The organism is Edwardsiella sp. EA181011 (assembly GCF_000800725.1).
Taxonomy (GTDB): domain Bacteria; phylum Pseudomonadota; class Gammaproteobacteria; order Enterobacterales; family Enterobacteriaceae; genus Edwardsiella; species Edwardsiella anguillarum.
The window spans coordinates 2,286,172-2,309,505 of sequence record NZ_CP011364.1 but is presented as its reverse complement, the minus strand read 5'-3'; the positions used below and the strand labels follow the sequence as shown (position 1 = coordinate 2,309,505).

10 protein-coding genes and 2 pseudogenes are annotated in these 23,334 nt (G+C 55.8%); 7 read left to right on the top strand and 5 right to left on the bottom strand.

Features of this window, described 5'->3' with window-relative positions:
- Positions 1-18: 18 nt before the first annotated feature.
- The 7 genes and pseudogenes from QY76_RS10165 to QY76_RS10135 all read left to right on the top strand — a co-directional run bounded on the left by QY76_RS10165 (position 19) and on the right by QY76_RS10135 (position 17,746).
- Positions 19-1,638: pseudogene (locus tag QY76_RS10165) on the top strand (type I restriction-modification system subunit M).
- Entirely contained in the window at positions 1,628-3,061 is a 1,434-nt protein-coding gene (locus QY76_RS10160) for a restriction endonuclease subunit S (protein ID WP_049648802.1), read from the top strand. The pseudogene QY76_RS10165 and the gene QY76_RS10160 overlap by 11 nt, the downstream one beginning before the upstream one ends.
- Positions 3,062-3,125: 64 nt before the next feature.
- Positions 3,126-6,409: pseudogene (locus QY76_RS10155) on the top strand (type I restriction endonuclease subunit R).
- A gap of 100 nt (positions 6,410-6,509) precedes the next feature.
- Positions 6,510-9,017: an AAA family ATPase gene (locus QY76_RS10150; protein ID WP_235439374.1), complete on the top strand. Its 2,508-nt coding sequence runs from the start codon at positions 6,510-6,512 to the stop codon at positions 9,015-9,017.
- A gap of 13 nt (positions 9,018-9,030) precedes the next feature.
- Positions 9,031-10,443 carry an McrC family protein gene (locus QY76_RS10145; RefSeq protein ID WP_235439373.1) on the top strand — a complete coding sequence of 471 codons (1,413 nt, stop codon included), beginning with the start codon at positions 9,031-9,033 and terminating at the stop codon, positions 10,441-10,443.
- 760 nt (positions 10,444-11,203) lie between these two features.
- Positions 11,204-12,019 (top strand): HAD family hydrolase, encoded by an 816-nt coding sequence (locus QY76_RS10140; RefSeq protein WP_045427282.1) that lies wholly within the window; start codon positions 11,204-11,206, stop codon positions 12,017-12,019.
- Between the two features lie 24 nt (positions 12,020-12,043).
- Complete coding sequence (locus tag QY76_RS10135; protein WP_045427279.1) at positions 12,044-17,746, top strand: condensation domain-containing protein; 5,703 nt, start codon at positions 12,044-12,046, stop codon at positions 17,744-17,746.
- Positions 17,747-18,180: 434 nt separating this feature from the next.
- On the opposite strand, the gene QY76_RS10130 is transcribed toward QY76_RS10135, so the two are convergent.
- From QY76_RS10130 to QY76_RS10115, 5 genes are all read right to left on the bottom strand, one after another.
- Entirely contained in the window at positions 18,181-18,588 is a 408-nt protein-coding gene (locus tag QY76_RS10130) for a hypothetical protein (RefSeq protein ID WP_045427277.1), read from the bottom strand.
- Positions 18,589-18,611: 23 nt separating this feature from the next.
- A complete protein-coding gene (locus QY76_RS10125; protein WP_235439372.1) occupies positions 18,612-19,364 on the bottom strand; it encodes a 4'-phosphopantetheinyl transferase in 753 nt (250 codons plus the stop codon).
- Positions 19,365-19,636: 272 nt separating this feature from the next.
- Positions 19,637-19,768, bottom strand: coding sequence for a hypothetical protein (locus tag QY76_RS19585; RefSeq protein WP_255640280.1), 132 nt, complete (start codon positions 19,766-19,768; stop codon positions 19,637-19,639).
- A gap of 272 nt (positions 19,769-20,040) precedes the next feature.
- Entirely contained in the window at positions 20,041-21,345 is a 1,305-nt protein-coding gene (locus QY76_RS10120; RefSeq protein ID WP_082171491.1) for a YadA C-terminal domain-containing protein, read from the bottom strand.
- A gap of 548 nt (positions 21,346-21,893) precedes the next feature.
- The gene (locus QY76_RS10115; RefSeq protein WP_045427270.1) at positions 21,894-23,273 is read right to left on the bottom strand and encodes a VasL domain-containing protein; all 1,380 of its coding nucleotides are present in this window, start codon (positions 23,271-23,273) and stop codon (positions 21,894-21,896) included.
- Between the last annotated feature and the right edge of the window lie 61 nt (positions 23,274-23,334).

Sequence of the window (23,334 nt, the reverse complement as noted above, 5' to 3'; positions counted from 1 at the left end):
CATCGTGGATACTGAGTGATGGCTAAAGCTTCAGCAAACAACGCCAAAAAAAACGCCAATAAGAAAGGCTTTGAAGAGACCCTGTGGGATACCGCTAACCAGCTACGCGGCAGCGTTGAATCCTCCGAATACAAGCACGTGGTGCTCAGCCTGGTGTTCCTTAAATTTATCACCGATAAGTTTGAGGCCAAGCGGAAACAGCTGATTGCCAACGGGCAAGAAGCCTTTGTCGATATGGATGTGTTCTACCAGCAGGATAACGTGTTTTTCCTGCCGGAGGTGGCGCGCTAGTCCTATGTGAAGGCGCGCGCCAAGCAGGACGATATCGCGGTGATTATTGATAGCGCGCTTGCCACCATTGAAAAAAGCAACAGCGCGCTGACCGGCGCACTGCCGGATAACTACTTCTCCCGCCAGGGATTAGAGGTGAAGAAGCTGGCCTCGCTGATCGACACCATCGAGAATATCGATACGCTGGCCAGCGAATGCCAGCTAAGCGAAGAGGACCTGGTGGGCCGGGTGTATGAATACTTCCTCGGCCGCTTTGCCGCCAGCGAGGGAAAAGGCGGCGGCGAATTCTACACGCCCAAGTCGGTGGTCACCCTGCTGGCGGAGATGCTGGAGCCCTATGAGGGCAAAATCTATGACCCCTGCTGCGGCTCCGGCGGCATGTTCGTGCAGTCGCTCAAGTTTGTCGAAAGCCATCAGGGCAAGAGCAAAGATATTGCCATCTATGGCCAAGAGCTGACCACCACCACCTACAAGCTGGCCAAGATGAACCTGGCGATCCGCGGGCTGATCGGTAATCTGGGGGAACGCCCGGCGGATACCTTCTTTGCCGATCAGCACCCCGATCTGAAGGCCGACTTTATCATGGCCAACCCGCCGTTTAACCTCAAGGAGTGGCGCAGCGAGTCCGAGCTAACCGATGATCCGCGTTTTGCCGGCTTTCGAACCCCGCCGACCGGCAACGCCAACTATGCCTGGATTTTGCACATGCTCGCCAAGCTGAGTGTCGACGGCACCGCCGGTTTTGTGCTGGCCAACGGCTCAATGAGCTCCAACACCAGCGGCGAAGGGGAAATCCGCCAAAAGCTGATTGAAGATGACCGCATTGAATGCATGATCGCCCTGCCGGGGCAGCTGTTCTACACCACCCAGATTCCGGTGTGCCTGTGGTTTATCAGCAAAAGCAAACAGGCCAACCCCCGCTACGGCTACCGTGCCCGCAGCGGTGAAACCCTGTTTATCGATGCCCGCGAGCTGGGCACCATGGTGAGCCGCACCAACAAAGAGCTGACCGCCGCCGATATCGCCCGTATTGCCGATACCTTCCATGCCTGGCGCTGCTCCGCAAGTGAACTGAATCGTCGCGTTAAGGCGGGCGAAATCAGTATCAGTGAATACCAGGATCACGCCGGTTTTTGCAAGGTCGCCACCCTGGATGAGATAAAGGCCAATGACTTTGTGCTGACCCCGGGGCGCTATGTGGGTGCCGCCGAGGTGGCAGATGATGGCGTCGCCTTTGAAACCAAGATGCGAGAGCTGACGCAAACCCTGTATCGCCAGATAAATGAGGCGCAGGCACTGGATGCGGCGATCCGCGCCAATATGGAGGCGCTGGGTTATGGGGAGTAAGTGGCCTTTAATTAAGCTTGGTGATTTTGTTCAAATCGTTACTGGGCATCCATTTAAAAGTAAAGATTACTCCGAGGTTGATGGTGTCAAGCTTCTTCGTGGAGATAATATTGCGCAAGGAACATTGAACTGGCAAAACGTCAAAATGCTTCCAGACGATAAAATAGGTTCTAAAGAGCGAAATTATTATCTTCGCACTGGTGACGTCATTTTAGCTATGGATCGCCCTTGGATAGAAGCTGGATTGAAAACAGCTCAGATTAATGAAAATGACTTACCTTGCTTATTGGTTCAACGAGTAGCTTGTCTACGTTGTGAAGATTCATCAGATCAGGATTTTATCCGATATATTATTTCTTCTTATAGTTTTGTTCAGTATGTAAAACTAATTCAGACAGGTACTGCAGTTCCGCACATTAGTGGTAAACAAATTAAAAACTTTGAGTTCAGGCTTCCTCCCAAAAATGTTCGAAAGGTCATTGGGGAAGTGATTAAAAGGCTTGACGATAAAGCGCACATCAATCGCCAAATCAACCAAACCCTTGAACAAATGGCGCAGGCGCTGTTTAAGTCATGGTTTGTCGACTTTGACCCCGTGATTGATAACGCACTGGATGCCGGTTTCTTTGAGCAAAACAGCGATCTGCCCGAAGCGCTGCTGCGCCGCGCCGAGCAGCGCAAAGTTGTGTGTGAGCACCCTGATTTTACGCCATTACCGGCTGAAACCCGTCAGTTATTCCCTGCCGCATTTGAAGCGTGCGACGAGCCCTCATTAGGGCTTGGTGGATGGGTGCCTAAGGGGTGGAATATCACATCATCAGGTAAACAAATTGATGTCCGAGATGGCACTCATGATTCGCCAAAGAAATCAGAATTTGGTTTTCCATTAGTCACATCTAAAAATTTAACATCTGGTCGCCTTGACTTGGCCAATGCTTACCTTATTTCAGAGATGGATTATAACGAGGTAAATAAGCGCAGTAATGTTGAACAAGGGGATATCTTGCTCACAATGATTGGGACTTTAGGCATTCCATGTCTTGTTAGTACAAAAAATGTGTGCTTTGCGATCAAAAACGTTGGGTTATTTAAGACATCTAAAACACCTCAGATAAAAATGTATTTCTTTGAGCTGCTAAAGTCAAAGGGAATGCAGGAGTACCTTGAATCAAGATCCGCAGGAACAACCCAAAGGTATTTATCACTTAAAGTGCTTAGAAACATATCGTTTATTCTCCCTAACATTGAAGTGCTATCTAAATTCAATAATTTCATTGATCTCAATGAGCATAAATCACAGCAAAATGATGAACAAAATGCCGAATTAACCAATATCCGTGACACGCTACTCCCTAAACTGATCTCCGGCGAACTGCGCCTCAGTGATGACGGCACACTTGCCGACGGCGATACCGACTGTTAACCCTGTCAGACTGCCATCCCCAGCGTATGGCAGCCTTCTGACCTTACGATAGAAAGACAACGCCATGAGCCATATTTTCACGGAAGCAAAACTGGAACAGGCCATTATCGACCTGCTCGGCGAGCACCAGGATGCGCAGGGTAAGGCCTATTACCCGCATCACCTTGGTGAGACGGTGCCGCGCAGCAGCAAGAGAGAGGTACTGATTGAGGCCGACCTGCGTCACTATCTGGCCTGCCGCTATCAGGATGACGGCATCAGCGACAGCGAAATCACCCGCATCCTCAGGCAGCTTAAAAGCCTGTCGGCCAGTGACCTCTACGCCAGCAACAAAACCTTCTGCCAGTGGCTCAGCAATGGCTTTCTGTTTAAGCGCGATGACGCTGAACAAAAAGATCTCTATATCGAGCTGCTGAATACCCGCGCGCTGGAGGCCGGGCTGGCGGCGCTGTTCTGTGGCGCGCCCCTGCCCCCCGTCGGCCCCGACAACCGCTGCCGCTTGGTGAATCAGCTGGAGATTGAGGGCCAGAGCCGCGACGGCGGTGCCCAGACCCGCATCCCCGATGCGATTCTGTATGTCAACGGACTGCCATTGGTGGTGTTTGAGTTTAAATCGGCGGTGCGTGAAGCGGCGGCGACCACCCATGATGCCTGGCGGCAGCTGTGCGTGCGCTACCGGCGCGATATCCCGCAGCTGTTTGTCTATAACGCCCTGTGTATTGTCAGTGACGGGGTGAACTCCAAGCAGGGTAACCTGTTTGCCCCGTATCCGTTTTTCTACGCCTGGCGCAAAATCAGCGGCAGCGAGTCGAACGAGAAAGAGGGGATTAACGCCCTGTACACCCTGATTCAGGGGCTGTTCCAGCCCCTACGCCTGCTGGATGTGCTGAAAAACTTTATCTTCTTCCCGGATAGCGCTAAGCGCGAGATCAAAATCTGCTGCCGCTATCCGCAGTATTACGCCGCCCGTAAGCTCTACTACAACATCAAGAAAGAGCGTAAGCAGCTCAATGCGCAGGGCGTCAATCTCGGCGGCAGCGGTAAAGGCGGCACCTACTTTGGCGCCACCGGCTGTGGCAAGAGCTACACCATGCTATTTTTATCTCGCCTGCTGATGAAAAGCGTCGAATTCTCAAGCCCCACCTTAATTCTGATCACCGATCGTACCGATCTGGATGATCAGTTGGCCAGGCAATTCTGCAACGCCAGCGGCTATATCGGCGATGCGCACATCGTGAAGGTGGCAAGCCGTCAGGATCTGCGCGAACAGCTGGCCGGACGGGCCAGCGGCGGGGTCTTTCTCACCACCATTCATAAGTTTACCGAAGATATCCAACGGCTTTCTGAGCGCAGCAATATCATCTGTATCTCCGATGAGGCGCACCGCAGCCAGGTCAACCTTGATCAGAAGGTGCGCCTGGACCTTAACGCCAATACCTACAAAAAAAGCTACGGCTTTGCCAAATACCTGCACGACTCTCTGCCCAACGCCACCTATGTGGGGTTCACCGGCACCCCGATTGATGCCACGCTGGAGGTGTTCGGCCCGGCCATCGACAGCTACACCATGACCGAATCGGTCAATGACGGTATCACGGTGCGCATTGTCTATGAAGGGCGCGCGGCCAAAGTGGCGCTGGATAACGGCAAGCTGGAGGAGATAGAGCGTTACTACCAGGCGTGCGAGGCACAGGGGGCCAGCGAGTACCAGATAGAGGAGAGCAAGAAGGCCACGGCCAGTATGCACGCCATTCTAGGCGATCCTGACCGGCTGGCGGCGCTGGCCAATGACGTTGTCGCCCACTACGAGGAGCGGGTGCGCGAAGGCGCCACCGTGACCGGCAAGGCGATGTTTGTCTGTGCCAGCCGGGAAATTGCCTATGACCTCTACCAGTGCATAAAGGCGCTGCGCCCGGCGTGGTTTGAAGAGAAACAGGCCATGGACGGGGTTAAGCTTAGCGCCAAAGAGCAAGCAGAGCTGCTCGCCTTGCCGATGGTCAACCTGGTGATGACCCGTGGCAAGGATGACGACGAGCAGCTGTATAACCTGGTTGGCAGCAAAGAGTACCGCAAGGAGCTGGATAAGCAGTTCAAGAACCCGCAGTCCAACTTCAAAATCGCCATTGTGGTGGATATGTGGCTGACCGGCTTTGATGTGCCGGAGCTCGATACCCTTTACATCGATAAACCGCTGCAAAAGCATAACCTGATCCAGACCATCTCGCGGGTCAACCGCAAGTTTGAAGGGAAAGAGAAAGGGCTGGTGGTGGATTACATCGGGATTAAATCGCGCATGAACATGGCGCTGGCGATGTACGCGAAGGCGGATGAGGCCAATATCGAAGATATTGGGCAATCCCTGATTGAAGTGCGTAATCACCTCGACCTGTTGGCCACGCTGTTTCACCCCTTTGACAGCGGCGATTACTTTAGCGGTGAGCCGACGCGGCAGTTGGCCTGCCTCAACCGCGCGGCGGAGTTTGTACTGCAAACCAAACAGCGGGAGCGGCGCTATATGGGGCTGGTGAAGCGCCTCAAAGCGGCTTATGACATTTGTGTCGGCAGTGAGTCGATCAGCGCAGCGCAGCGCAGCGGGACCATATTCACTTCTATATTGCCGTGCGCTCCATCGTCTACAAGCTCACCAAAGGCGATGCGCCGGACACCGCGCAGATGAACCAACGGGTACGCGAAATGATTGCCGAGGCGCTCCGCGCCGATGGGGTTGAGGCCATTTTTACGCTGGGCGATAGCGCTGCCGAGTCGATTGATATCTTTGATGATGACTATCTGGCGCGCATCGACAAAATCAAACTGCCCAACACCAAAATGCAGCTGCTGCAAAAGATGCTGGCCAAGGCCATCAGTGAGTTCAAGAAAGTAAACCAGCTACGGGGGATTAACTTCTCCAAGCGCTTCGCCGCGCTGGTGGAGCAGTACAATGAGCGCAAGGAAAATGACGAGCTCAATGGCGCAGAGTTTGATGCCTTTACCCAGCAGGTCACCGATATGATCTATGACATTAAAACGGAAATGCTGTCATTCACCGATCTCGGCATCGATATGGAGGAGAAGGCCTTTCTCGATATCTTGAATCATATGTGTGAGAAGTATCAATTCACCTATGATGAGGCAAAGATGCTGGCGCTGGCCAAGGCCATGAAGGTCACCGTCGATGACTCCACCCAGTATCCGGACTGGAGCAACCGCGATGACATCAAAGCCAAGCTGAAGGTGGATTTGATCCTGCTGCTGCACCGCTTCGGCTTCCCGCCCGTCGCCAATGATGAGGTGTATAAAAGCGTGCTGGAGCAGGCGGAGAATTTTAAGAAATATCAGCAGGCGTGACGTGTTACAACGACAGTTATATATTGAGCGCGTAAAATGATAGGTATGATCTTCATATTCAACCGCTAATCATCAGTGATAGCTTTAAAGGATAAGAACGGTGTCAGCCTATTTATTAACGTGGAATACAACGCAGTCTCCGACACAGAATGATGGCAGTCAGGACAGCTTGTTACACTGCCAGGTAGGCGATGAAATTCGCTGGCCTTGCCAGAGTAAACAGCCAACATCGGGGGACACGGTTTATGTAACGCGTTTAGGCGATGATCCCCAAGGGATCGTTGCTCAAGGGGTAGTGACGCAGTCAGCGTTGGTCGGCACAAATGAGAACGACGAAGCAAATTCCAGTACTTATATTCAATTCCAAGTACAAAGCATCCGAAAAACGGCCGCAGAGGGTATGCTACCGCTGTTATTACTGAATGCGGCGCTGCCGGAGCAGGAGTGGCACCCGCAATATTCAGGCATAGTGATTGAGGCTGACCATGCCAGCACCTTGGCCAGTTTATGGCGTGACGGCGCCAATACACATGCATTGACACAGTTTATGCGCTGGGATCAGCAGCATAATTTTAATCAGCAGTGGTATCACCAGTATCAAGAGGTCTGCCAGTTAGCCGCTGAAATTAAGGGCGGTAAAGCGATAACTGATGATGATGTCAACCGGTTATGGCGCATGAAAGCCAACGGCGTAGCCAGTGCCGGGAAAGGGATGATACCTAACGAGGAGTTCAACACCAATATTGAATTACTGCGCCAGCTGACCGTGGAGATCATTCAGGCTCCGACAGTAGAGACCTATCAGCATGTTTTTGATATTTGGAAAGTTGATGGAACATTTAAACGCTTTCGTCAGGTCGTCATTAACCGTGTATTTAGCGCCGCCGATCCCGAGCGTTATACCAGTATTGCAAATGGTTCTTGCCTGCCCTCCCTGTGCCGCTGTTTACAAGCACAGTTTCAAATTGATGTTCAGTCAACAGGGCACTGGCTGCATGATAATCAGAATCTCCTCCAGGCCGTGAACCCTCTGATACCACCAGAGTGGGATGTATTTACCCGCAATATTCTGCTATGGAATTTATACGAGTGGTCTGTGGAAATACCACGGCAGGTTACGCATGCCATGAATCACGTTAATGAAGATGACGCTGAATATCAGACCACACCAGCGTCTCAAAACGAGAAACCGAAACGGACCCAGCGCCCCCGAAATATTATTTTCTACGGCCCGCCGGGCACCGGCAAAACCTATACACTGCAAGCGTTACAGAAACAATATACCAGTACACCGGCACATTCTGATAATTCGCTGTGGCTGCAGGAAAAAATAGCCCCCCTGACCTGGATGCAGGTGCTGGTGCTGTCATTACTCGACCTTGGCAGACAGGCCAAGGTTACAGACATCGTGAACAACAAGTACTTTCAGACGAAAGCCACAATCAACAGATGCGAAGGCAAACTGGGCCCCATCGCATGGGGCTGTTTGCAAAAATTCACGGTGCCAGACTCCGCCACCGTTAATTATAAAACCCACGGTGAGCCGGCGGTTTTCGACAAAACGGCCGATTCTGTATGGATTTTACTCGATGATAAGTTAGAGCTGGTGGACGATCTGGTGCAGCTGTATGCCGAGCTGGAGCGCGGCCCACAATCGAGGATGCGGGTTAAGCGTTACAGCACGCTCACCTTCCATCAGTCATATGGCTATGAAGAGTTTATCGAGGGTTTAAAGGCGGCGACGGATGATGAGGGGAATGTCCATTACTCGCTAGAGGCCGGGGCATTTTTAACGCTGTGTCGCCGGGCAGAGCAGGATCCAGAGCATCAGTACGCTATCTTCATTGATGAAATTAACCGGGGCAACATCTCCAAAATTTTTGGTGAGCTGATCTCGCTGATTGAGATTGATAAACGGGCACAGGGCAAACACCCGATGGCCATTAGTCTGGCCTACAGTAAGCAATTATTCAGCGTACCGTCGAATGTCGATATTATCGGCACGATGAATACCGCCGATCGTTCGTTGGCGCTGATGGATACCGCGCTACGTCGCCGTTTTGAGTTTATCGAGATGATGCCCGACCCCGCGCTGTTCGCCAAATCCCCCGGCATTGAGTGCGATAATAGCGTGACGATCGATCTGCAGCGACTGCTCAGCACACTAAATGCGCGGATTGCGGCGCTGTATGACCGGGAGCACACCCTGGGCCACGCCTTCTTCTTTCCGGCATATCATGCAGCGCAAAGCGGCGATTATGCTCAGGCGTTCCACGCGCTAAAGGCGGCATTCCAGACCAAAATTCTACCCTTGCTGCAAGAGTACTTCTATGACGATTGGAGCAAGATCCGTCTGGTGCTGGGCGATAATCAAAAGCCGGAGGCGCTGCAGTTTATCCACCAGCAGAGCGTGGATTACCTCGCGTTATTCGGCCGCCATTATCAGGCGGATGACGTTACCTCTGAGCAGCAATATGTACTGATGGATAACGCCGCCGCCGTGTGGGATAACGCGCTGGCGTATCTGGCCATCTACGCCCCGCAGGAGGCAAACCAACGCAGCCAGCAGCAAGTACCCGGCGCCCCCGACCAAGCGGATGCAGAATAGAATGTGTCGATCCGTGTATAAAGATATTACGCTGTTTGAGTACGCCTATTTGGTCAGCCAAGAGAGTGATATCACGCCAACCCCGCATCAGATCGCCGTGATATCAGCGGCGGCCTTTGCCTACTTGAAGAAAATGGCGCTCAGCTCGACAAAAGAGCGCCAATTATTTCGCTTATGCTCAAAATATGGCGTAGAAGCCCTGCAGGCGCAGAACTACGCCGGAGTGATTTTTACCCCTGACGGTACGCAGATTGAAGTATTGCCCAAGCTGGGTCTCCCCTCACCCGCCGACGCCTCGCCCAACGGTGCGTTAAATCACGCCTCCGGCGACAAGGCGGGCTATGCTGATGCGCGTAATGCCCTGCTGATCATGCTGCGGGCCCTAAAAGCGTTTGCGCATATTCAGACTGACTCGGCCAATATCCGCCGTCAGAAGATGCCTTTGCTCGATGTGTTTATCAGCCAGTTTCTGGACTCGGTCAATACGCTGGTCAAAAAGGGGATCCGCAGCGATTACCTGTGCCGCGAAGATAACATTAACTACTTAAAGGGTAAGCTCAACACCACCCGGCACCTGCGCAAGAACATCATCCATAAACAGCGCTTCTTCTGCGAATATGATGCGTTTCTGACCGACAGACCGGCGAATCGTTTGCTGCATTCGGCGCTCAATAGCGTAGTGAGGATCACGCGGCATGCCGCGAATCAAAAGCGCCTGCAAGAGCTACTCCATTTTTTCGACAATGTGCCACTGAGCCTCGATTACAACCGCGATTTCTCGCGTTTGCGTATTGATAGAGGCATGAACCACTATCAGGCGCCGTTAGCATGGGCAAAGCTGATTTTAGATGGCTTTTCACCACAAACCATGAAAGGCGATAACCGGGCCTTCTCACTATTGTTTCCCATGGAGAAGGTATTTGAAAGCTACGTGGCGCAGACCCTGCGTGAGCAGTATGCGCCGCAGGTCGCGGTTCACGCACAGGTTCAGAGCAAGAGCCTGGTCACCCATGCGAATGCGCAGTGGTTCAGGCTTAAACCCGACATGGTGATGATACAGGATAAGCAGGTGATCGCCGTTCTGGATACCAAGTGGAAGCTGCTTGATCCCACCTTGGCCAATGGCTCTGATAAATATGCGCTGCAGCAGGGCGATTTCTATCAGATGTTTGCCTATGGTCATCATTATTTTGATCAGCACATTACGGTGCGGGAGATGTTCCTGGTCTACCCGGCACATGCCAATTTTACCGCGCCTATCGCGCAGCATTTTGCGTTCCCTACGTCAGGTAAGCAGCCTTTGCGCTTATGGGTGGTCCCTTTTGTCATCGATAAGGTTAATCCACGCCTGGCGCTACCCGAGGCGAGCCGGTTGTATCAGGCTTGCACCGTTACGGGAGCCGTATCGCTATCCGTGAGCGAATGATAGCCTGCGCCCATCGCTCATCCACGGACAGCGGGCATACGTGGGAATGGCGGCCGCGGTGATCAACAGCGTGAAAGAGCCTGCGAATGAAAGGCGATGATTCAGACAGCAGGTTGCCTTTCAGGGCCCTGAAAATCGGGCGTTGAAAGAGAACACCGAGCAAACGCAAAAGCCAGCCGTAACCTATAATCCCATGAGAAATCACTGAATAGATCGGCGCCGGAAGCGGCGCGCCAGTGAGGCTAAACCCACGGACACCGTAAAAAGCGGGTGGCCCAAAGCGGGTATGCCGGCAGGGGGAGCGTCACCGGACGCCCACCCCGCGCGGGCGCAATCCACTTCGCCATCGCCGCGGCCGGCGCGGTTTGGGAAAAATAGACCATGGCGGGGAATATAGAATAAACTACGCCCTCGCCGCCAATTATTTTCATTTAGCTTCGAAATTCGCAATTAATATTTCAATCACTGACGATATAGGGTTAAATAGAAAGCGTTCTGCCGCGACAGTATAGGAGCCCGACATCATTTACCTGCCAATAGGCGTCGCACGGAAGCGGCGCGCCAAATTATTATCACACCAATAGCGTACCGGCGGGGAAATATCATCCGCAAGACACGATGACGGACGTGGCCGTAACCCATCTTATAAATCTATTAGTAATAGAATCAATATAAATAATAATTATTGGTTGGTACTAAAAAGACAAAAGTCGATGGATTTAACAGCGAAGTGCTTGCATACTAGGCGCCGAATATTGTCATGGAGGACCCCATATTGAAATATAAGGCTGTCGTTACAGATTTAGATGGTACGTTATTGAATCCGCAGGGCCAACTTTCTACGCATACCCTCGTCATATTAAAAAAGCTCAGCGCGTTAGGAATAACGCTGGTATTCGCCACGGGACGCCATCCCCGGGATGCCCAAAAAATAGCGCAGGCGCTGGAGCCGCGCCCCCATATTGTCGGACTTAATGGCTCGCTGACGCTATGTCCGCAGAGCGACGCCATCCTTTGCGAGCATATTATCGAGCAGGATATTATCGCCGACATAATGCGCTGCAGCGCGCCATATCACATTCATCTCAGTGCGTTCGATAGCCATGGCTGGAAGCTCTACGAAGTCAACGACATGGCCGACGACTACGTCAAGCTCTCCGGATTCCGCTACCAGCAGATCGCACCGTCAGATATTTTTTCATTAAAAATTAATAAATTATTACTGTGGAGTCCCAGCGACATCGCGCCGCTGGAGCAGCGACTGCAACAGCAGTTCGGGCAGCATTTAGCGTGTTATCGCACCTCTGCGCAGCAGTTGGAGATCGGCCCCAGAGGTATCTCCAAAGCCAGCGCCGTCACGGCGCTACTCGCAGAGAAAGGGATCGACTTTCAGCGTCAGGCCATCGCATTCGGCGATGGGCATAATGATACGGAGATGCTACGTCAGGCGGGCTTAGGGATTGTCATGGACAATGCGCCGCACGAATTAAAAATACAGCTGGAGACCCGACCCATCGCGCAGAGTAATGCTGACGATGGCGTCGCTCAGATGCTGCAGCATATTTTTAAAATATAATCTCTTTATTTGAAGGCTCCCCTTATGAAATTGTTAGCTTCGCGCTACGAGAAGTCGTTCTATATTGAAGCGTTGACCGAAAGCCATAACGTTATATCCAACTCCTTCCTGACCCTGGACATTGAGGGCGCGTGCGACCCCGCATTAATGCAGCAGGCCATGCACCATGTATTCAGCCACCCTGAATTCCATGTGCGCTACGAGCTGCAGGGTGAACATCTGTATAAATTCGCCAATCGCCAAGAGTACACCATACCGCTCATTGACTTAACCACACAGCGTGATCCCGAATCAGCGTTCCAACAATTACTGACGACCTATTACAGTGAAAAGCTAACCTTCGGAGATTCCCTGCTCTTTAAGGCCTGCCTCTGCCAAATCGCACCGGCCCATCACCGGGCGATTATCATGGTTCACCATATTTGCCTGGACGGTACGGGCTTCCAGCGATTTTTCGACGAGTTAACCCAGAGCTATCGCCGGCTGCGCCGGGGCGAGACGCTGGCCCCCATCGCCGCCCCGTTAGCCCAGGAGCAGGCGCCGCCGCTGTCCGACGCCCTGCAGCAGGAGGCATTGGCATTCTGGACCCGCGCCCTCGACGGGCAGCCCGTGCGCACCGACTTTAACCACGCCATTAACTCAGAGCAGCGCCGCGCCTGCACAGAGAAATGCGCGTTGGGCACCGAGCTCAGCCAGCGGGTCAAGGCCTACTGCCGACGCAGCGGACTAACGCCAAATCTGTTCTTCAAAGGACTATATGCCCTTCTCGTCGGCCGCATGGCAAATCAGCGCATGATTGCCATCAGCTCGCCAATGGACAGGCGCAGCAAAGCGATGCGGCGACAGCTCGGCTGCTTCGTCAATACCCGTCTGGATCTCTTCGACCTGCGCAGCATCGCCACGCTCAGCGCCTATTGGGCGCAGATCAGGCAGTTTAATAAGGCGACCAAGCCGTACGCCGAGCTGCCCTATGCCCAGCTGGTGCACGCCCTGCAGAAGCAGAGCCCGGATCCCGGGGCAATGCTCAGCAACGTTGTTTTTGGCAGCACCGTGGGGATTGGCGAAACCTATCCGCTGGATGCGCAGTGCCGCATCGCCCAGGACTACCGCTTTATCGATCTCAACGCCGATCTGCAGCTCCTGTTCTGTGAGTCCAGCCAGCACAGCTTCAATTTCCGCTTCGACTATCTGCAAGGCTTTCAGCCGTGCGGCCTGTTCACCGGCTTCCTGGCGCGTTTCCAGCGCTTGATCGAATGGGCGCTAGCGCAGGATGACGGTGAGATGGCGCAGATGCCCTTTCTCGGGCGCGCGGAGCTGGACAGACTGACGCAGCTGAATCAGCGGCGCCAGCCCTACCCGGATGACAGCCTGGCGCAACGGGTCCACCGCTGGGTACAGGAGACACCCGCGGCGACGGCGCTGATCGATAGTGAGCATAATCAGGCGATCGGCTACGCGCAGCTGCATGAGCGGGTCTCGGCTATCGCCCACTACCTCTCGACGCTGACCCCGGCGGATCACCGCGGGCAGGGCTGCGTCGTCATTAACCTGACGAGCCTGGTGGATACCGTCGTCGCGATCCTGGCGACGCAATACTGCGGCCTCGCCTTTACCTGTGTCGATGCCAGCGCCCCGATGGCCAGAAAGCAGCTGATCATGGAGCAGCTCTCGCCGTTACTCCTGATCGGCGACGCGATCCCCGGCGCGCAGGCGAGCCACGCCCACCATCTCGCCGCGCTGGAACACATCCCGTCGGCGCCCGGTCGATATCTACCGCACGCCGGCGCCGCCGAGCAGATCAGCCAGTATATCTTTACCTCCGGCACCACCGGCCAGCCCAAGGCGGTCGCGCTGACGCACCGCGCCTTGGTCAGTACCCTGTATCAGAATGACGCGATCCCGGTGGGAGAGCGCCTGCTCTATTCCGCCAATGAGGCCTTCGACGCGGCGTCCCTACAGCTCTGGCTCGCCTTGCTGCATGGGCGGACGTTGGTGATCCCCCAGCGGGGCGATATCGCCAACCCACACGCCATGACCCGGCTGCTGCAGCAGCATCAGATAGACCACCTCTTTCTGACCACTGGGCTGTTTGAAACCTACATGGCCTCCGCCAAGCGCGAGATCTTCGGCCAGCTGGAGATCCTGTGCTTTGGGGGCGACAGCGTCTCGCAGCAGGCGGTAGCGCAGGGACTCGAATGCAATATCCGACATCTGATCAACCTGTATGGCCCGACCGAGACCAGCATTTATGTTACCGCCCACCGCTGCGGCCCCCGGGATCTGGCGGCGGGGGTCATCCCCATCGGTAAGCCCCGGCCGAACGCCCAAACCTGGATTGTCGACGATCGCGATAACCTGTTAGGCATCGGCATGGTCGGCCATATCATCGTCAGCGGCGACGGGCTGGCGCAGGGCTATCTGGGGCAGCCGCAGCATGAGGCGTTCTCGTCTATCCGGCTCGCCGATGCGACGGGCGAATCCGCGCGCCGGATCTACCGTACCGGCGACTATGGCTACTGGCGGGAAGATGGCGAGCTGGTCTTCTGCGGGCGGCGCGACCACCAAGTCAAGCTGCGGGGCTACCGCATCGAGCTGGGTGAGATCCGCCAGGCGCTGGAGCAGATCGACGGGGTGACGATGGCCATCGCGGTGCTCAGCCGCAAGGGCCAGCACAAACGGCTGCTGGGTTACTACCAGGCGGCGCAGCCGCTGGACAATCAGTACCTCTGCCAGCAGCTGCAGCAGCGTCTGCCGAGCTATATGGTTCCCGCGCAGCTGATTTATCTGGAGCAGCTCCCGCTCAACCGCAATGGGAAACTGGATCGCCAGGCCCTGCCCGAGCCGGAGCTCATCGTCGAGCAGGATGACAGCCTGACGCCGCTACAGCAGGCGCTGCTCGCCCAGGCCGCCAGCGTTTTATCACTGCCCTCCCTGACCCTCGGTGACGACTTCGTCGCGCAGGGCGGAGACTCCATCTCTGCCATCCTGTTCTCGGTCGGGTTAGAGGAGCAAGGGATCCGACTCTCCACCGCCGATATTATGAAATATCGCTGCTTTGCCGATATGGCCCGCCAGGCCTCATGGGTCGCCAGCGCTCAAACCTGCCTCGGCAAACAGACGGGGGATGTCGCGCTGCTTCCCGCCCAACGCTGGTTCTTCGCGCAGGCGTTCGACGCGCCGGCGCACTTTAACCAGGCGATAACCCTGAGGCTACCCGCGCCGGTGGATGATGCGCGCCTGGCGTCGGCGCTTAAGCTGCTGACCCGCTATCACGACAGCTTCTGGCTGCGCTTTACGCCGGACGGACGGCAATTTTTTGCCGACCCCGGGGCGGCCCACGTCACCCTGGCGACCCTTGACGCCGTCGGCTGGTCGCAGGTCGAGCGGCAGGCCGCGGAGATGAACGCCGCATTCCAACTGCGGCATGGCCCCTTACTCCAGGCACTGCGCTTCACCCTGGCGGACGATGGTGCGACCTATCTCTATCTTTGCGCCCATCATCTGATTGTGGACGGCGTATCCTGGCGCCGTATCGCCGCGGATCTGCAGAGCTACTATGAACAGGGGGCGGCATTCACCCCCGCCCCCTACTCGAACACCCAGTGCTACCGCAGCCAGTGGGAGACATTCCAGCCAGGCGCTCAAGAGGTCGATTATTGGCTACGCCATGCCGACGCCCTCGCCGCCTGCCGTACCGGCGCCGCCGATAGCCGGCTCCAGCGCCGCCAGATCAGCCTGACGCCGCAGCAGACTCAGGCGCTGCTCGGCCAGGCCAACCACCCCTATGGCACCCAGATCAATGAGCTGTTAATCAGCGCGCTGTATCGCCTCTTGCACCATCCCGAACACGGTCTGGGGCTCCTGCTGGAGGGACATGGTCGTAAAGCGTTCGGCGACACGATCCGCAGCGAGGCGACGGTTGGCTGGTTTACCAGCATCTTCCCCCTCCACCTTCCGCCGCACGCCGGCGGCTGGGATTCGCTGATCAAGCAAACCAAACAGACGCTGCGCACCCTCCCCGACAAGGGGGAGAACTACCTGCACATCGCCTATCACCATCCAGATCCGGGCGTTCAGCAGTCGCTTCAGGCGATGCTACAGCTCCCCGTCAGCTTCAACTTCCTGGGCCGCTTCGGCCACGGCGGCGAGGGAGAATGGGCGATCGAGCATCACTTTAACCACCATCTGGTGGCCGCATCGAATAAGCCGCTGCGCGATCTGGATATCAATGCCTGGATTAGCGCAGATCGGCTCTATATCGACGTTGAGATGGCCGGCGTAGAGGTCGCCGGGATGACCTTAGCGCAGCTCTGCGAGCGCTTTGGCCAGATTGTAGACCAACTGCTGACGCACTGCTGCGACCCCCGCTGCCGCGGAGGACTGGTGCCCTGCGATCTGGAGGACGTGGCCTTGGATCAGGCGACCATCGCGCGCTTAGAGCATCAGGTCGGCCCGCTGGATACGATCTACCCCGCCACCGACTTTCAACGCGAGCTGCTCTATTTTAACCGTGCCAACCCCGACTATCAGATAGATCAGCTCGTTTTCCAGCTGGAGGGCGCGCTGGATCGGCAGGCCTTTGCCGACGCCTGGCGCCGCGTGCTGGCCCGCTACGACATGCTGCGGGCCGGGTTTAGCGACAGCGTCGATCCGGGGCAGCCGCTGGCGCTGATAGCGCGCCAGGTGCCGCTGCCGCTGCACATCATGGATTGGGAGGGGCAGGACAGCGAGCGTCTCCTGCAGCAGTGCATCATCGAGGAGCGGCAGCGCCCGTTCGACTGGAGCAAACCGCCGCTCCTGCGCCTGGCGCTGGCCCGGCTGAGCGATCGGCGCCATCTGCTGCTGTTCACCTTCCATCATGTGCTGTTCGATGGCTGGTCCATGCAGATCTTCCTGCGCGAAATCAGGCAGGACTATGAGCGCCTCACGCGCGGGGAGCGCATCCCCCTGCCGCCGAGCAGCTTTGCCGCCTTTCCGCGCTGGTTGGCCGCGCAGGATACACGGGCCGCCGCCGACTTCTGGGGCGCCTATCTGGCCGATGCCCCGATGAATATGCGCATTCCCGCCGACGTCTGCGACGACGGCGGCCATGCCCTGCGCGTTCAGTCGGTCAAGTGCCGCCTGGAGGAGCAGCACGGCGCGCCGCTGCAGGCCTTTGCGCGCCGGTACGGCCTGACGCTGAACCAGCTCTGCCAGTTAGCCTGGGCCATTACGCTGGCAAAATATACCCACGGCCGCGATATCGTGTTCGGCACAACCTTGACCCGGCGCCCGGTGGAGATTAGCCGGGTTACCGACCTGGTCGGGCTGTTTGTCGCCACCCCGCCGCTTCGGGTCAAACTCACGGAAAGCCTGGACGCAGTGGCACAGCAGCTGATCGACGCCGCCGAGCCGCGCACAGAGCATGCCTTCCACGATCTGAACCGCTATGACGAACGCTGGCGCCCCACCGCCCCCTTTGGCACCCTGTTTGTGTTTGAGAACTACCCGGAGCAGAAAAGCCAGGAGCACGACCTGGTGCAGTACCACCATCGGGGCACCGTCAGCGGCAGTAACCACCAGATCGTGCTGTGTCAGTTTCCCGCCGACAGCATGCCGTTCAGCCTGTTCTATGACAGCGCAGAGCTCTCTGCCGCGTTGGCCGAACGCATTGCGCATGACTATCGCACCACCCTGCAGCTGCTGCCCGCCAGCCAGCAGCTAAGCGATCTGTTGCCTCGCGCATAACCCTCCGCCCACGGGATACCGCTTATCCCGTGGGCCCCACCGTTGTTCCCCCGCCCCTCCGCCCGTACGAATAAACGCGCAGCAGCATGTATCCCCGGTACCAATGCCGGCCAAACCGGTCATCCGGACGCCCACCGCCGCTCAGCCGGTAAACGCCCCTTCCGTTTTAGGCAGCGCGCCGCGACCTGAGGCTGCAGCGATGCAAACGGCGGCCTGACGCGCCATACCCCATGATGGGACCTCTCTCGTATGTATCGAGAGGATGAGGGAATGAGGGAGTGAGGGGATAATATATTGACGCCCGGCGAGAATCGGCCAGCGGGTCAGGGCTCGCGGCCTGGAATAACCCCGAGCAGTAATAAACTGACAGGAATCAATAGTATTATATCTTCCTGTCAGTTTGGTTCTAACATGACAACCTATCTCAATTACGCTTATTCAAAGGGGAATATCTCCGCCTGCGGCGAGAATACGGTCCCCCAGCTTTTTATCAGCTGGCTTTTGAAGTTGTCCGGGAACAAGAGTTTAAAGGTTTTAAACCCCTCCAGATCGAGCTGCACAAATATCGTGCAGCGCTCTGATCCGACCGTAGGAATCTGGACATCTGTTGAGATACCAACAGAAACCTGGCTGCTATCGATGGTGTGGGTCTCGCCCTGCTGATCGATATAGACCACCTGAATCCTGGCTACGTATCCTCCGCCATTGTAAAATCGATAGGTGACGACCGGATCTAAACCAACGTCATCCATCGCTTCAACGAGAATGTGTTCCGCTATTTTATCTTTGTGTCCAGATTGACTGTATATTCTGTAGATATCGCCGGCGCAGCGCGCCTTCACCGCGTCGACCCATCGGCTCCGCGCTAACAGTAAATCAAGGTGACGATCGCCTCATCATCGGCCTGAAACTGCCCGAGGAAGCAGCGACCGGCCGGATAGTCCGGCGCCAGCGGCGTCAGCAGGGTAAGCTGAAAGGTCTGCTGGCGCCAGTCGATGGCCGTCAGCTGGGCGTCATGAAAGTCAAACCACCGATTGACCTCGGGGTACAGGGCCTTAAAGAGACTCTCTTTGGCCGAAAAGATCAGCGTGATGAGCCGACTGAAATCCGGTGCGCGAGCGCGCAGATCCGCCAGCTCGTGCGAAGAGGCGATCGCCGGCTGAACGGCGCGCGCGCGCGACGGCGCAAGCCAGGCTTCGACGTCGATCCCCACGCCGCCGCGGCGGGAGGTCGGGTGCGCGGCACACAGCGCCATCCCGGCTGAGTGGCTAATCGAACCGGCAATCCCCGGCGGCCACTGCGGGGCGTGATCCGAACCGCGGGCAATCACGCCATCGCGCACCCCGAGCGCCGCCATCACCTGGCGGGCGACCCAGCGTCCCGCAATAAACTCGGCCTGCCGCTTCGGCGCAGCATGCCGGAGCGGCGGCGGTAGCACAATCCCTTGATATTCACCCTCATCGCGATAGCGGCTGAGCGAGAAGCGGCAGGCGCCTATCCGACCGGGATAACCGGGGAAGGCGAGCCAGGTAACGCCCTGAATAAAACCCGCATCCCCCCTCTGCGCCGCCCCATCGCGGGACAGTCGGGGCGCAATACTTTTGGCGGAAGAGTGCATAAAAACCTCATAATGGCTAGGACACCATGGATATCGGCGCCCTATTGTAGCAGCGGAGTGCGCTCTCTCTCACGCTCTGTGACCCCTTCCTATATCAGTAAACGAGCAAAACCGCCCCATCCCGGCGCTAAATGGTGAAGGCCCATCGCCCGCCGGTGTTCATATGATGCGCCGCCCATAGGCGTCCGGCCTGCGGTGCTGTAGATACTGACGGCTGTAAAGGCTGAATGAGAACATTAACTTGAAATCATCCAATAAGGGAACTTGACGGATCAGCGCATCGCCCTCTTCAGCTCCGTTTTTTCATCTATGCCCGAGGCCTCCTCGATCAGGCAATAACGCTGCAGAGATCGCACCGGCGAGCGAGCCGGAAACATACGCTCGAGAATAGAAAAGCGTTCCATGCTGGCCCGCCGCTCGAACTCGGGTCAACAACGGTACCCGCCATCAACATATGGCAACGGATCGCGGGAAAATGACGCCATCCGGCATCCCGGGACAGCAGCCCCTTAAGCACGCGGCGCACCAAAGGCCCGCGTCTAACGAGCTGGGCTACGTCGCTTATTGAAAGGATGAAAAAGGCGTCACCGGAAAACGGTCGCGGCTTATGAAAGAGATCCCTACTGGTGTTATATTTTTAAGGGCCATCGGTGTGGTAGCCCTTAGCCACATGCTTTTACTTAAAGCTAAAGCTGGCGCCTGCGCCGACAACAGCATACTTACCGGTTAAGGAAACACCACCTTTAATCGCAACGCCAGTCTCAAAGTATTTAGATGCACCAACGGCAAAGGCATTTTGGTTATCGTAATAGCCATATCCGATACCAAGAGAGAGCCCACCATCCATTGGGGTAGGAATATTAGCCATGGCGGCTACACCCGCAATACCTCTAGATGATACCTTTCTATTTTCTGCAGTCACTCTCTCTAAGTCGTTAATGCGATTATTCGCCATACCCTGCCACTCTTGTAAATAATCCATCCTTCCTGAAAGATTCTGTACAACCTTAGCGTTGGAAGTATTAACCGTGTTGTTTAACTCCTCCAGCTGCTGACGATGAACCTCCAGCGTCACACCGGTGACCTGATCAAACTGCTGCTGCCGATCAAGACGCCCTTTTGCCGCGGCGATCTCTGTGTTCGCCGCGCTAAGCCCCTCATGATTTTGCTGAATGGCGGCACCGGCCGCCCCTAGGTTGGCATTAGCCGCGGCGATCTCGGCTTGATGGGCGGCCAGCCGCTGACGGTTCGCCTCCAGCGTCACACCGGTGACCTGATCAAACTGCTGCTGCCGATCAAGACGCCCTTTTGCCGCGGCGATCTCTGTGTTTGCCGCGCTAAGCCCCTCATGATTTTGCTGAATGGCGGCACCGGCCGCCCCCAGATTGGCATTAGCCGCGGCGATCTCGGCTTGATGGGCGGCCAGCCGCTGACGGTTCGCCTCCAGCGTCACACCGGTGACCTGATCAAACTGCTGTTGCCGATCAAGACGCCCTTTTGCCGCGGCGATCTCTGTGTTCGCCGCGCTAAGCCCCTCATGATTTTGCTGAATGGCGGCACCGGCCGCCCCTAGGTTGGCATTAGCCGCGGCGATCTCGGCTTGATGGGCGGCCAGCCGCTGACGGTTCGCCTCCAGCGTCACACCGGTGACCTGATCAAACTGCTGCTGCCGATCAAGACGCCCTTTTGCCGCGGCGATCTCTGCGTTTGCCGCGCTAAGCCCCTCATGATTTTGCTGAATGGCGGCACCGGCCGCCCCTAGATTGGCATTGATGGGCTGAATAACATTATTTGCAATTCCCGTAATAGAAGCAGATATTACCTCCGGCGTTACTTTTAAACCACCGACAATATTATTGACAATGGTTGCAATATCAGTAGATAAATCATTTGTTACCGGCAAAGCGCCTTCATCTGCAGCAATCGATATGAATGGAACACCTATAATACTTAATATTAATACTTTAGAAACAGAGCGCATTTATAACCCCTTGTTTTAATTATAGATCCGTTATAGATATACACAGGATATGGTTTTGTGATATTATTCGATAAATAAATAATATTAACCACAGGGGATTATATTAAGTAATGTTTTGACAATGTTAATACCATTGGGGTTGCTATATTTGAAATGGCGACTTTCATATTTTCAGCTGATAAGCGTCGAGCGCCAGCGGAATTTTACCGATGGGAGCAACCATGCCGAGTTATATTTCAAGATGGGGCGGTTAAATTAATTTACAATAATATGCGTTTAATCAATAGAACCGTCGTGGTGAAAGGGCCCCGAGGCGAGGGTATAGCTGACGCATACCACGCGTGAATCACCTCACCGTTCAGCCAGAAAGTGATGGCGCCGCGGTTGACGGGCGCGTTGTTGTCGCTGCGCCAGTGGGCGATCCCGAAGCTCTGCGTTGCCGCGAGACGACCTGTGCTGCAGGATGATGCGTGATCTGATTTCCCCAACTCAGCCAACGTTCACGTTATTCCACCAAGCGATACGATGACAGAATGCGGGGGAGCGGCCTACTGACCCGCAGTCACCGCCGAGTAGTTCGCGATAAGCTGCTTCAGGTGCTGCTCTGTCTGGCTTTTTTGCGTAGCCGGGATCATCTCTGGGCTTTCCCGCATACTCATCTGCCGCAGCTGCTCTTCGACAGGCACTGTTTGGCTAAATGCCTGGATAGCAGCAAACAGCTGTGATTTCAGCTCGCTGACAGTAATATACTTTCCTTTTTGCCCATCCAGGGCATGTAGCTGTGTCGTCAGCGCCTGCAGCTTGCGCATCCCCTCATGCCAGCCGTTCATTGCATCCGCGGACAGCGCTGATGCGCGTATCTGCTGCTGCCGCTGTTGTATCAGGGCGAGAGTCTCCTCCGGCCACAGCGTCTGAGCCTGTTCTGCCAGCTTTCTGCCGTAGGTGATATTCCAGTCAGGAGGTAATTTATCCAGCAGGGCAAGCTGCTGCTGAGCTTGGGCGATAAAACGCTTTGGCAACGCAGTTTGCTGACGCAATACATCCAGCTGCGCAGGCGTGAGCATTGTGGGTAACGGAGCCAGCGATACAGCAAACTGAGTCTGTAGCGGGTCTGGCCGGTAAATATACTGCCAGCCCCATACCGCGGCGGCGCTGATCACCAGCATGGTACACATCCCGGCGGCAAAGGATTTCCACTTTTTTACCGGGGTGGGTACTGCCGCAAGGACTTCCACATTCGCCTGGTGTCCCGACGGCGCGACGTACACCCACTTCACCGCGCTGTCTGGCGCGCTATTCTCTTCAGGAGGCGGAGCTGTCAGGGCCCCCGCTGACGTTCGCGCGCCATTCATTACGCTGGCGGGCAACACGATACCAGACAGCATGTTCGGCCCGGTGCCGGCTGTATCATTGCTGTTTTCCAGCCGGACAGCACGGCTGTGTATCAGGGTTCGCAACGTATCAAGCTGACTCAGATGCCTAAGCTCCAGGCGCTGCAACACCGCCTCCAGACCGGTAAGCAGTTGCTCCGCCCGATACCACTGACTGAGCTCACCGTCATTCAGCGGGAGCAAGCGTATCTGTTGCTGAAGACGCTGACTCAGGCCGCTGAGGATTTCCACGCGGGCATGAACAGGATGCGGCCAAAGTACGCCCCACTGCTGACTTATCAGCGCCTCCAGTATCGCCAGGCCTTCATTGAGGCCGAATAATCCGGCACGCTGCATACGGGCCAGCGTGTACCAGGCGCCGGTCTGTAACTCCACACCGTTCTGCTCAAACAGTGAGAGACAGCGCGTTTCGACATATCGCCAGTTCACCTCCGGGCGCGCCGGATGGGTCAGTCTACTGATTTCATCACACAGGGCGGCGTAGTCCGGTAGCGTACGCGGATCGCCACCCGTTTTGAACGTTTTATATCTGGTCATCCTGTCGCTCCTGCTGGTCTATGTCAGTAAAGCTATCTCCGATAGTTCTCGATGATCATGC